The organism is Chroococcidiopsis sp. CCNUC1, from assembly GCF_023546805.1.
In the GTDB taxonomy this organism is placed as follows: Bacteria; Cyanobacteriota; Cyanobacteriia; order Cyanobacteriales; family Chroococcidiopsidaceae; genus Chroococcidiopsis; species Chroococcidiopsis thermalis.
On the sequence record NZ_CP097480.1, the window covers coordinates 6,202,141 to 6,214,796 of the forward strand.

Annotated in this window: 9 protein-coding genes; 4 read left to right on the top strand and 5 right to left on the bottom strand. The window is 47.3% G+C overall.

Annotation, left to right across the window (positions count from 1 at the left end):
- Positions 1 to 32 precede the first annotated feature (32 nt).
- Positions 33 to 878: a calcium-binding protein gene (locus tag M5J74_RS28710; protein ID WP_250014697.1), complete on the bottom strand. Its 846-nt coding sequence runs from the start codon at positions 876 to 878 to the stop codon at positions 33 to 35.
- A gap of 657 nt (positions 879 to 1,535) precedes the next feature.
- Between M5J74_RS28710 and gcvT the strand changes: the two genes are divergently transcribed.
- The 4 genes from gcvT to M5J74_RS28730 all read left to right on the top strand — a co-directional run bounded on the left by gcvT (position 1,536) and on the right by M5J74_RS28730 (position 7,442).
- The gene (gene gcvT, locus M5J74_RS28715; RefSeq protein ID WP_250014699.1) at positions 1,536 to 2,669 is read left to right on the top strand and encodes a glycine cleavage system aminomethyltransferase GcvT; all 1,134 of its coding nucleotides are present in this window, start codon (positions 1,536 to 1,538) and stop codon (positions 2,667 to 2,669) included.
- A 117-nt stretch (positions 2,670 to 2,786) separates the two neighbouring features.
- Complete coding sequence (gene gcvH / locus M5J74_RS28720) at positions 2,787 to 3,176, top strand: glycine cleavage system protein GcvH (protein ID WP_015157278.1); 390 nt, start codon at positions 2,787 to 2,789, stop codon at positions 3,174 to 3,176.
- 384 nt (positions 3,177 to 3,560) lie between these two features.
- Positions 3,561 to 6,545, top strand: coding sequence for an aminomethyl-transferring glycine dehydrogenase (gcvP, locus tag M5J74_RS28725; RefSeq protein WP_250014700.1), 2,985 nt, complete (start codon positions 3,561 to 3,563; stop codon positions 6,543 to 6,545).
- A gap of 279 nt (positions 6,546 to 6,824) precedes the next feature.
- A complete protein-coding gene (locus M5J74_RS28730; protein ID WP_250014702.1) occupies positions 6,825 to 7,442 on the top strand; it encodes an exopolysaccharide biosynthesis protein in 618 nt (205 codons plus the stop codon).
- 67 nt (positions 7,443 to 7,509) lie between these two features.
- On the opposite strand, the gene M5J74_RS28735 is transcribed toward M5J74_RS28730, so the two are convergent.
- From M5J74_RS28735 to M5J74_RS28750, 4 genes are all read right to left on the bottom strand, one after another.
- The gene (locus M5J74_RS28735; protein ID WP_106218606.1) at positions 7,510 to 8,718 is read right to left on the bottom strand and encodes a chromate transporter; all 1,209 of its coding nucleotides are present in this window, start codon (positions 8,716 to 8,718) and stop codon (positions 7,510 to 7,512) included.
- A 22-nt stretch (positions 8,719 to 8,740) separates the two neighbouring features.
- Positions 8,741 to 9,358, bottom strand: a complete 618-nt coding sequence (locus M5J74_RS28740) for a TVP38/TMEM64 family protein (RefSeq protein WP_106168228.1) — start codon at positions 9,356 to 9,358, stop codon at positions 8,741 to 8,743.
- Positions 9,358 to 11,238, bottom strand: a complete 1,881-nt coding sequence (locus tag M5J74_RS28745; RefSeq protein WP_250014704.1) for an aspartate kinase — start codon at positions 11,236 to 11,238, stop codon at positions 9,358 to 9,360. The genes M5J74_RS28740 and M5J74_RS28745 overlap by 1 nt, the downstream gene beginning before the upstream one ends.
- 175 nt (positions 11,239 to 11,413) lie before the next feature.
- Entirely contained in the window at positions 11,414 to 12,619 is a 1,206-nt protein-coding gene (locus tag M5J74_RS28750) for a hybrid sensor histidine kinase/response regulator (RefSeq protein ID WP_250014706.1), read from the bottom strand.
- Between the last annotated feature and the right edge of the window lie 37 nt (positions 12,620 to 12,656).

A 12,656-nucleotide genomic window follows, 5' to 3' on the forward strand; every position in this document is an offset into this window, starting at 1 on the left:
TCAGTTAAGCTTGAGTAAGGCAAAACTGATTATTAAGAATACCGAATATACTGGAAGTAGGATGCATTCAAATCAAGCGTGTCGGGAGAAACACCTTGTAAGATGGCAATTAGATCTGGTGCTGCACTCGTATTGTTAGCAAATTGAGCGTAAATTCCCGTTCCCGATGGCAAACCATCAGGCGATGCACCCAAACTATAGGTGACATCTGTAAACAGAAATGATGGTCCAGAGATATCATTGCTACTGAGTGTAATGATATCTTCATTCAAATTAAAGTCAGTAATTAAGGCATAGTCGTTGTTGCCATAGCGATAGGAAACACCTCGACCATCGCGTCCAGCACCACTGGATTCAAGTCTAAACTTATCTTTTCCGGCTCCACCTGTAAGGGTATCAATTTCGTTAGATCCGCGACTGGCACTACTAAATAGCTCTAGTCCAAAACCACCCGCACCATTAATGATGTCATCTCCAGCTCCACCATTGACAACATCGTTACCAAACGAACCTTCTAAATCATCGTTCCCATAGCCGCCGTATAAGCGATCGTTACCGACATAACCGTTGAGAAAGTCATTACCTGCATCGCCGTACAAGGTATCGTTATCGTTACCCCCGTACAAGGTATCGTTACCGCTACCCCCGTACAAGGTATCATCACCTGCATCGCCATTCAAAAAATCGTTATTTTCATTGCCATATAAGGTGTCTTTGCCATCTCCACCCAACAGGCGATCGTCACCTACTCCACCATAAAGGAGATCGTTGCCTTTATTCCCGTTAAGGTTGTCATTTCCGGCTTTGCCATAGATTCTGTCGTTGCCGTCTCCACCAGTTAAGGAATCGTCTAAATCTGTACCAAATATTACGGACATGATGTCAATCCCTCACTCAAAATAGTCGTAAATCGTAAAAAGTTAGTCTTGGTGTGTCTCAATTGCCAGCACAAACTTGTCATCCATAAACCATAGGAATGACTGAGTTTTGCTGGCTATTTCATGCGGGTAGGATACAAAGCCAGTTTTTATATTTCCCGAACCAACCCACTCAGTTTACATATTCTTTATATTTTGCGATCGCTATCTTTATATATTTGGGATTTTCAGAAGAAATATTCGTATCTAACGTGTTTGTGCCTTAGATATCTGTATTTCAAGCCCTTGTTTTATGTATAAAACAAAACACAGTAAACTTATGTTTTTTAAATTTGACTATAAAAAAAGTGAGTGCGATCGCAACTTTGGAAAAAATAAATATGTATAAACACGAGTAAATTAACAATTATTAAACCTTAATAAGGCTACAATCTATAGCCAACCTTTTTTTGCCAAGCCAAGTACCATTTTATGTAAAAAATATCGCTCTACATGCATAAGCCGATAGAGGAAACAAATTTCCTGATTTTTCTTAATCATCTTACTTAAATTCAGAAAAAGTGTATTTTGATACTTGGGATAAAAATCTTGACTTTCCCGTACACCTAATGTTTCCGTAGGATAGATAAAGATTCACCTACAACGACAAGACTATCTGTGGCTAATCAAGAAGAAACTGCCCTACCTCTAGCGCAAACACCCCTCTATCACCTCGCTTTAGAGCTGAAGGCAAGGTTAACGAGTTTTGGTGGCTGGGAAATGCCCGTGCAGTTTGTTGGGATCGGACAAGAACATGCTGCGGTCAGGACAACGGCGGGAATGTTTGATATTTCCCACATGGGTAAATTCGTCCTACGGGGAAAACAGCTAGTCGCTCAACTGCAAAACTTAGTCCCCTCCGATTTGAGTCGGTTGCGATCGGGAGAAGCACAGTACACGGTGCTATTAAATCCGCAAGCCGGAATTATCGATGACATCATCTTCTACTATCAGGGAGAAGATAATGATACGCAGCAAGGAGTATTGATCGTCAATGCGGCAACCACCAGTAAAGATAAAAAATGGTTGTTGCAACACCTCGACCCAGAGCAGGTAGAACTACAAGACATTTCACGCCAGAAAATCTTAATTGCAGTGCAAGGACCGCAAGCTGTAGCACATTTGCAAAACTTGGTAGAAGCAGACTTATCTCAAGTCAAAGCCTTCGGGCATTTAGAAACAAAGATACTAGGAGAACCGAGTTTTATGGCTCGGACTGGTTATACCGGAGAAGATGGATTTGAAGTGATGTTAGAACCAGAAGCAGGCGTGAAGGTGTGGCGATCGCTCGCTCAAGCCGGAGTCATTCCCTGTGGACTAGGGGCGAGAGACACCCTACGATTAGAGGCAGCTATGGCACTTTACGGACAAGACATTGATGATAATACCACTCCCTTAGAAGCAGGTTTAGGCTGGCTCGTCCACCTCGACACCAAAGGCGACTTTATCGGGCACGATATCCTAGAGCAACAGAAAACAAACGGAGTTTCACGACGATTAGTAGGGTTGCAAATGCCAGGGCGACACATTGCCCGCCACGGATACCAAGTCTTATCTGAAGGTAAAGTCGTAGGAGAGATTACCAGCGGCACTTTATCCCCTACTTTAGGCTATCCGATCGCCCTTGCTTACGTTCCTACACCCCTCAGCCAGCCAGGGCAAACCTTAGACGTAGAAATCAGAGGTAAGACCTATCCAGCGGTAGTTGTGAAAAAACCCTTCTATCGGGCTAAGAATCGTCCGGGAAAATAAATATTTGATTTTTTGTAGAGACGTAGCATGCTACGTCTCTACAAATAGATAGGCGATCGCGTCTATAGTAAAGCATATTAATTAACGATAGATCCGCGATTTGGTTGAGGAACTGACATGGAGTTGGAATATCCAAGCGACCTAAAATATCTTGACTCGCACGAATACGTCCGCATGGATGGCGATATCGCTACGATTGGCATTTCTGCTTTTGCTGTCGATCAGCTAGGTGACATTGTATTTCTGGAACTTCCTGAAGTTGGCGATCGCGTCACTAAGGGAGAAACCTTTGGTTCTGTCGAATCAGTCAAAGCCGTAGAAGATATGTACTGCGCCGTGACTGGTACGGTCGTCGAACGCAATGAAACTGTGCTGGAGACACCAGAACAACTAGCGGACGATCCCTATGGCGAAGGCTGGTTACTGAAAGTGCGTGTCGAAGATGCCAGCGAATTAGACGAGGCGCTAACTGCTGAAGAATACCGTACCCAGGTAGAGGGAGCGTAGCGAGGGGCTGGGTAAACAAGGGGGACAAGGGGGACAAGGGGACAAGGGGGACAAGGGGGACAAGGGGACAAGGGGGACAAGGGGGACAAGGGAGAGGGGGAGACAAGGGAGACAAGGGGGACAAGGGAGACAAGGGAGAGGGGGGAGACAAGGGAGACAAGGGGGACAAGGGAGACAAGGGAGAATAACAACCAACAACCAACAACCAACAACAAATTTCCCACACCCCACACCCCGTACCCTTTGTTCACTGATAACTGGTCACTGGTCACTGGTCACTGATAACTGCTCCTTGCTCCCTGATTAACAACTGACTTCTTCGATAACTGAGAACCGAACGAAATATTGCAGAATATTAATAAGACACTACTGGAGAAGCTATTTGTGGTACTAGACAGTCCTCGTATTCAACGCGATCGGCAGCAAAAACAAATAAGCAGCGAGTCAATTTCATTTCGACAAAGACACATTGGACCTCAACCGATTGAGGTTGAGCAAATGCTAGAAGTGTTAGGGCTACCGACCCTTGATGCTTTGATTGACCGGACAGTGCCGCAAGCCATTCGCCAACAGCGATCGCTGCAATTGGAAGGCGATCGCAGCGAGTATGCGGCTTTGGCGCAGTTAAAGGCGATCGCCTCGAAAAACCAAGTATTTCGATCGTTTATTGGTATGGGATATTACGGCTGCATTACTCCACCAGTAATTCAGCGCAATATTTTGGAAAACCCAGGCTGGTACACTGCTTATACTCCCTACCAACCAGAAATTGCTCAGGGACGACTAGAGGCGCTGCTGAATTTCCAAACGACAATTATTGACTTGACGGGTTTGGAAATTGCTAACGCTTCTTTGCTGGACGAAGGCACAGCCGCCGCCGAAGCCATGACTATGAGTTATGGTCTGTGCAAAACGAAGGCAAAAGCTTTCTTTGTCTCTCAGAACTGCCATCCGCAGACAATTCAAGTCGTGCAGACCCGTGCTAGACCACTGGGAATTAACGTGATTGTTGGCGACCACCAAACTTTTAAGTTTGACGTGCCAGTATTTGGCGTGTTGCTGCAATACCCAGCCAGTGACGGTACGATTTACGACTATCGGGCATTTGTGGAACAAGCCCATGCTGCCGGGGCATTGGTCACTGTCGCCGCCGACCCTTTGAGTTTAACTTTATTGACTCCCCCAGGAGAGTGGGGTGCTGATATTGCGGTAGGCAGCACGCAGCGCTTCGGCGTACCGATGGGTTATGGCGGACCCCATGCAGCATATTTCGCCACGAAAGAAGAATTTAAGCGACAAGTTCCAGGGCGGATTGTCGGAGTTTCTAAAGATATCCACGGGAAAACAGCCTTACGCCTAGCACTACAAACTCGCGAACAACATATCCGCCGCGACAAAGCCACCAGTAATATTTGCACGGCGCAGGTCTTACTGGCAGTCATGGCTTCGATGTATGCGGTGTATCACGGTTCCCAAGGACTGAAGCAAATTGCTACCAGAATCCACAAACTTACAGCAATTTTGGCAGCAGGATTAAAGCAGCTAGGCTATACCATCAGTTCAGAATCTTTCTTCGATACATTACGAATTAATTTGGTCAGTCATAACTTAGATGATATTTTGCAGGCTTGCCAAGCTAAGAAAATCAATATACGAATATTTGATGAAAAGTCTGTAGGTATCTCTTTAGATGAAACGATCGCAGAAGCCGATTTAACCGACCTATTCGAGATTTTCGCAGGTAATGACAGCCTACCCTTCACCATCGAAGAATTGGGGGCGGGTTTGACAGATCGATCTGGGGGTAGTCAGAGATCTCGGCAAAACCCGCCCCTACAAGCACCCACAGAACTGACTCGCACCAGCGAATTTCTCACCCATCCTGTTTTCAATCGCTACCATTCGGAAACAGAATTGCTGCGATACATTTATCGATTGCAGGCAAAGGATTTGTCCTTGACAACATCGATGATTCCCTTGGGTTCCTGCACGATGAAACTGAATGCAACGGCAGAGATGATGCCCGTCACCTGGCAGGAATTTGGCAATCTGCATCCGTTTGCCCCGCTGTCGCAAACGCGAGGGTATCAGATTTTGTTCCAGCAGTTAGAAGCATGGTTAGCGGAAATTACGGGTTTTGCTGCGGTTTCTCTGCAACCTAACGCTGGTTCGCAGGGTGAATATGCTGGTCTGCTGACGATTCGACACTACCATGAAAGTCGGGGAGAAGGACATCGGAATATTTGTTTGATTCCCCAATCTGCCCACGGTACGAACCCAGCTAGTGCGGTGATGGCGGGGATGAAAGTGGTGGCGATCGCCTGTGACGAACAAGGTAACGTAGACATAGAAGATTTGCAGGCAAAGGCGGAAAAGCACAAAGACGAACTCGCCGCGTTGATGGTGACATATCCCTCCACCCACGGCGTGTTTGAAGAACAAATTAAAGACATTTGCGCGATCGTCCATGCTTACGGCGGACAAGTCTACATGGATGGGGCAAATCTCAACGCCCAAGTCGGTTTGTGTCGCCCTGGGGATATTGGGGCAGATGTCTGTCATCTCAACCTGCACAAAACCTTCTGTATCCCTCACGGTGGTGGTGGTCCTGGGATGGGTCCAATTGGTGTAGCAACTCACCTCGCCCCCTTCCTCCCTGACACTTCTATTGCCCAAATCAGTAGCGATACTCATCCCTCACTCCTCACTCCTCACCCCTCCAAGATTGGAGCTATTTCCGCTGCACCTTGGGGCAGTGCTAGCATCCTGACAATTTCGTGGATGTACATCGCCATGATGGGCGGTGAGGGGTTAACAGAGGCGACTAAAGTAGCAATCCTCAACGCCAACTACATCGCCCGCAGACTAGAGCCATACTACCCCGTACTGTACAAGGGTAAAGCTGGTTTTGTCGCCCACGAGTGTATTTTAGATCTGCGATCGCTCAAGAAAACTGCCTCAATTGAAGTCGAAGACATTGCCAAACGCTTGATGGACTACGGCTTCCACGCCCCAACAATTTCTTGGCCCGTTGCAGGGACGATGATGGTAGAACCCACAGAAAGCGAATCGAAGGAAGAATTGGATCGATTCTGCGATGCCATGATTGCGATTCGCCAGGAAATTGCTGAAATTGAAGCGGGTAAAGTCAGTCGGGAAGATAATTTATTAAAAAATGCTCCCCATACTGCCGAAAGTTTGCTAGCAAGCGATTGGCAACATCCTTACACCCGCGAACAAGCCGCATATCCCGCCCCCTGGACGCGAGAACACAAGTTCTGGGTTGCCGTGGGACGAATTGATAGTGCTTTTGGCGATCGCAATTTCGTCTGTTCCTGCCAACCGATGGAGGCGTATTCTGGGGTGTAGGGTATAGGGTGTGGGGTGTAGGGGAGCCAGTGCGGGAGGTCGGTGCGTTGCGGGGGTAGCGCGATCGCGGACTTCGTCGCCCCCCGTCGTAGCAACTGGCGTTGTCGGGTGTGGAGATTGTAAATTTCTTTCTCCCTTGTCCCCCTTCGCCCCCTAATCCCCACTCCCTTCGGTCGCGGGGAAGAGCGAGTTCCCCCTTGTCTTCCTTGTCCCCCTTGTCCCCCTTGTCCCCCTTGTCCCTCCGTTATCATGCCTTCTACGACCAAATCCTCCCCAGGCTTGCACACTTCCAGATTGCTGCGGCAGTTTCTAGAACGGCACGCCGAACAAGAGTATGTCAGTTTGGGGGAGTTAGTGGTAGAGTTGGGCGATCGCGCTTATGGTCCTTTACTGGTCATCTGCGCTTTACCAGAAGCATTACCCCTCCCTGTGGCGGGTGTATCGGCGATTATTGCAATTCCGTTAATGCTGGTTTCGGCGCAATTAAGTTTGGGTTTTTCTCGTCCTTATCTACCAAAATGGCTAGCTAAACGGCGTTGGAAGCAAAAAAATTTAGCTAAGGTAGTAGAAAAAGGGCTGAATTACCTCGCAAAAGCTGAAAAAATCGTCCGTCCCCGTTGGGGTTTTATCACTTCGCGATTGGCGCAAAGGTTGTTAGGATTATTTATTTTGTTGATGGCGATAGTTATTGCCTTGCCTATCCCGCTAGGAAATATGCTGCCCGCGATCGCGATCGTTGTCATTAGTCTAGGTATGAGTGAAGGTGATGGCTTACTCGTCATTGTGGGAGTCGTGGCAGCTAGTATTATTCTGGCAGTCATGGTCAGCGCGATCGGTTTTGTTGCTAATAGTTTGAGAAGTTCTTTTCAACAACTCCGACAACAACTTAATTTTTAGTCAAATTAAAAGTCACGCATTAATACCCCAATATTTTTAATAATGAAATAGAAGTTGGGGAGATTTTTTACCTTACTAATTGTAAGATTAAGCCAATAATTCCCCCAGCTAAAACTAGCCAAGCAGAATTAATCTTGAAGCGGAAAACAGCGATCGCGCTAACAATTGCTAAAACTACAGTCACGATATCTATCAATGCTGTGCGTCCCAAAGTATATGAAACAACAGCCATCAAGCCCAAAGATGCAGCATTCACTCCATCTAAAAAACCACCAACTAAAGTAGATTGACGTAGTTTTGGAACCCAGGGATTGATAATACCGACCAGTACAAATGCAGGCAGAAAAATTCCGATTGTAGCCGCGATCGCCCCTGCATGACCAGCTAAAAGATAGCCGATGAAAGTAGCAGTAGTAAACACGGGACCAGGGGTAAATTGACCGATCGCAACTGCATCTAAAAGCTGTTGAGATGTTAGCCACTGATTGCGTTCTACCAAATCTCGTTGCAAAAAGGCAAGTAAAACATAACCACTGCCGTACAGCACCGAACCAATTTTGAGGAAAAATAGAAACACATTCAGCCAGCCTACAGGTGGAGTAGGGGTTGTATGACCTGCTTGTGCCAGCGGCAAAGATAGCGGCAACAGCCAAGCTGCCGCATTACCCCGACTACGCCCCAGACTTTTTACCAACATCACACTCAGTCCCGCCAGTAACAGCAATACGATTTCATCCCAGCCAAAAAAAAAGGCGACTATGACCGCTACTGCTACTATCCCCGTTGGTACGTCCTTAATTGCTTTTTGACCTAACTTCCACAATGCTTGTAAGACGATCGCGATGATAACGGGTTTGATCCCGTAGAGCAATCCTTCAGCTTGGGGTAAAGTTTGGTATTGCTTGTAGGCGATCGCCAATACCCAGACGATCGACATGGCAGGTAAAATAAAGCAGGTTCCCGCGATAATCAAACCGCGCCATCCTGCCCGTTCGTAGCCGATGTGAATAGCTAGTTCTGTAGAATTGGGTCCGGGAATTAAGTTAGTTACGCCCAGCAAATCGAGTAGTTTCTCGCGACTCATCCACTGCCTGCGCTTTGCCACCTCATCATCCATCATGGCGATATGTGCGGCGGGACCACCAAAGGCGATCGTACCTAACTTGAGAAATACTACTGCTAATTCTCGCAGTCTTTGCTTTTTTTGCTGCGAATTGAGGGCAGTATAGGGAATTTGCTGTTCTTCCGGTCGAATTCCTTCAGTTTCCTGAGACATCGGTTATCAGTTATCAGTTTTTCTACAATTTCGCCAACGCTTTACGAGCGATCCGAGTCACGTACAGAGTTACCGTTACCGTAGCAATAAAACCAATTATCCGAATTATCCATACGACAGTTGAATTGGTGGGGCGATCGCTACTGCTAATTGTGGCAAGGCTACCAGCTAGAGAGCCAAGATAAACATACATGACTGTCCCAGGCAACATTCCCACCGAGCCAAGGAAATAATCTTTGAGCGAAACTTGAGTGATGCTAAAAGCGTAGTTTAACAGGCTAAAGGGAAATATTGGTGAAAGTCTGGTTAACAAAACAATTTTGAATCCCTCTTTTCCAACTGCCTCGTCAATGGCTTGAAATTTTTGCTGACTGGCAATTTTTTTTGCCACCCATCCCCGCGCCAGATAACGCCCAACTAAAAAAGCTGCGGTGGCTCCCAAAGTCGCACCAATAAATACATAAATCGAACCGAAAACTGCCCCGTAAACAACCCCCGCACCCAAGGTAAGAATTGTGCCTGGAATCAAAGCAACCGTGGCAATGACGTACAGCAAGATAAACGCGATCGCGCCTATAGCACCAAGATTTTCTATTCCTTGCAAAGCTTGCCGTAACAGTTCTGGTAAATTAATCTCCATCACGCCGAGACTTGAATTGCACCGCTACCACTCAACCCAAAAGCAGCATGAATTGCCTGGAGTGCGGCAACTCCTTGTTCTTGAGCGACGACACAACTAATTTTAATTTCGGAAGTCGCGATCATTTGAATATTAATTTGTTCTCGTGCCAAGGCAGCAAACATCTTTGCCGCGACTCCTGGTTGACCGACCATTCCCGCACCGACGACGCTGACCTTAGCGATCGCAGTATCTACCACGACTTGTCCCCAGCCATGCTCCGACGCTGCTTGTTCTAAGGCTTGCTTCGCAGCTGCCGCATCCATCTGCGCTACCGTACAAACAATATCCCGCTTCGGCACGCCGTCCGCAATCCGACAGCGTTGAGATTGAATAATCGTATCCACGCTAATATTCTCCCGCGCCAACAATCCGAACAATCTCGCTGCTAACCCAGGGCGATCCGGTACTTGGAGAATTGCTAAACGGGCTTGGTTGATGTCTAAGGCTACACCGCGTACTGGGGGAGTGGGTAATTGGTAGTTGGTAGTTTTTTCTTCCTCGTCTCCCTTGTCCCCCTTGTCTCCCTTGTCTCCCTTGTCTCCCTTGTCCCCTTGTCCTTTCACCTCAATCCGCTCGTCTCCCACACCAAAAGCAGATCGCAGGGCTGCGACAGCGCGATCGCCGTCGCTGGCATCGATAACGCAACTGACTTTGACTTCTGAGGTAGAGATCATTTGAATGTTAACTCCTGCCTCAGCTAGGGTCGAAAACATTTGCGCCGCTACCCCAGGACGACCGATCATGCCTGCCCCGTCGATGCTGACTTTGGCAATGTGCGGCTGCACCATCACTTCTGCTTCCTCCGATTTCGGGTCGGGATGGGAGCGCAACACGGGTGCGATCGCGGCGGCGACTGCTTCTGTTTGCCTGAGTAGCGAACTCGTGACGGTAAAAGCAATGTCGTTGCTGTTGCCTTCGTGGATCGACTGGACGATCAAATCTACGTCTAAGCCTTGACGGGCAATCTCGCTAAATAGCCGTGCCGCTATTCCTGGGCGATCGGGGACGCGCAACAAAGCAATTCTAGCTTGATCTGCGTCCAGTTCTACCCCATCAACCGGACGGGCAATTTCTAAATCTACCAGCGGACGGGGTTGAGGTTTGGGCGAAACCACCCAAGTTCCAGGATCGCTCGTCCAACTGGAACGCACGACCAGGGGTACGCCGTAATTACGAGCAATTTCTACCGCTCTCGGATGTAAGACCTTTGCCCCCAAACTGGCAAGTTCTAGCATCTCGTTGCAAGTAATTTCTGTCATTAACTGCGCTTCTGGGACGAGACGGGGATCTGTGGTCAGAATCCCTGGAACATCTGTATAAATTTCGCAACAATCGGCGCGAAGTGCTGCTGCTAGCGCTACGGCTGAAGTATCGGAGCCACCCCGCCCCAAGGTGGTAATTTCTAATTCTTCCGTACTGGTAATACCTTGAAACCCAGCAACAACCACAACTTTACCAATTTTCAGTTGCTTTTCAATCCGAGATGTTTGAATGTGTAAGATCCGCGCCCGCGTGTGTTCTGCTTCGGTGACGATCCCCACTTGAGCGCCCGTGAGCGAAATTGCTGGTTGTCCCAATTCTTGTAATGCCATGCTTAACAGGGCAATCGTCACCTGTTCTCCTGTTGAGAGCAACATATCCATTTCCCGGCGACTGGGATTAGCGGAAACTTCATGCGCTAGTTTGACCAGTGCATCGGTAGACTTACCCATCGCAGAAACGACAACCACCAAAGCGTTTCCTGCTTTCACTGTTTGGAGAACGCGATCTGCCACAGCTTGAATGCGTTCCACCGAACCGACCGAAGTACCACCGTATTTCTGGACAATCAGAGCCATAACTTTGAAACAATGAGCAATTAACAAATTTCCCCTTTTTATGGGGGTTAAGGGGATCGAGAACTGAGATTTTAGGAGCGTGTCACTCCTGACTATATAAGATTAACGCGAGTTGAGCGGCGATCGCGAAATTAGAAGCTCGTACCCTCTTCAATTCCGAATTCCGAATTCACTCCTACAACTGCTCGATCGATTGCATAAATACGGGGCAAACATCGCCGATTCCCTTGATTAACGGTAGGGTGACTGTAAAAGTCGTACCCATTCCCACCGTGCTTTCCAAGGTAATTTCACCGCTATGTGCAGTAACACATTTTTTCACAATTGCCAATCCTAAACCAGTCCCAGGAATCTTCTCGGCATTATGAGCGCGAAAAAAAGGCTGAAACAGCTGTGCTTGGTCTGCTTGAGGAATACCGATCCCTTGGTCTTGAAATCGAAAGATCGCAGTTTTTTCTTCAACGATCAGTTCAAACTGTACCTGACCGCCAGCAGGAGAATATTTAATTGCGTTGTTGAGTAAATTACTTAAAATGTGTTTTAACAAACTCTCATCCCAGACCGAACCATGCAAGCGATCGCCATTCTGACAATAAAAAGTTAAGATCGAGTCTTTTGCATTGGTACTTAATTTTGCTTCCTCTACAAGTTTGCTGCAAAACTGCTCTAATTCCATTGGGATGAGCTTGCATTTGAGTTTGCCTGCTTCAGCTTGGCTCAAAAGCAAAAATTCATCTAATAGCCTAGCCATGTCGTTAATGGCAGAACGAATCAATTGAAAGTGAGCGAACTTTTTTTCTTGGCTTAATTTCTGTTCGTTATTTTGTAGCAATCCAGTTGCTAGCAAAATTGTCGTTAGAGGACTGCGAAAATCGTGTGAGAGGATGGAAGCAAAATCAGATTTAAACTGATTCATTTCTTTTGCTTTCATAAGTTCGGCAGTGCGTTCCTGCACGCTCACTTCTAAGGCTTGATTGACTGTTTTTAACGCTTCAGCTACCTGCTTGCGTTCGATCGCATAGCATAAAGAACGTATCAGCACGCCTGAATTGACCTGTCGTTTGACAAGATAATCCTGCGCTCCCTGGCGGACTGCTTCTAGAGCCAGATCGTCATCATTCGTATTTGTCAGCACGACGATGGGAAGGCTGGGAACGGCTTTGAGTAATGGTATGAGCGATCCTAACCCAGCGCTATCCGGTAGAGTTAAGTCTAATAGAACAACATCAAAGCAATTCTCTTGCAATCGGTCGAGCGCTTCCTGCAATCGCTGGGCGTGTACTAGTTCAAACTGCTTGACTGGAGACTCCTTCAGCAGCTCTCGCATGAGTCTGGCTTCTGCCAAGTTGTCTTCAATCAACAGAACTTTTACCGGAGTCATGGTGAAGTCAAAAGTCAGAAGTCAAAAGTCAAAAGTC

Coding starts and splice junctions, on each gene's coding strand:
- M5J74_RS28710 (WP_250014697.1), bottom strand. CDS start 878: ATGTCCGTAATATTTGGTACAGATTTAGACGATTCCTTAACTGGTGGA.
- gcvH (WP_015157278.1), top strand. CDS start 2,787: ATGGAGTTGGAATATCCAAGCGACCTAAAATATCTTGACTCGCACGAA.
- M5J74_RS28735 (WP_106218606.1), bottom strand. CDS start 8,718: ATGTCTCAGGAAACTGAAGGAATTCGACCGGAAGAACAGCAAATTCCC.
- M5J74_RS28740 (WP_106168228.1), bottom strand. CDS start 9,358: ATGGAGATTAATTTACCAGAACTGTTACGGCAAGCTTTGCAAGGAATA.
- M5J74_RS28745 (WP_250014704.1), bottom strand. CDS start 11,238: ATGGCTCTGATTGTCCAGAAATACGGTGGTACTTCGGTCGGTTCGGTG.
- M5J74_RS28750 (WP_250014706.1), bottom strand. CDS start 12,619: ATGACTCCGGTAAAAGTTCTGTTGATTGAAGACAACTTGGCAGAAGCC.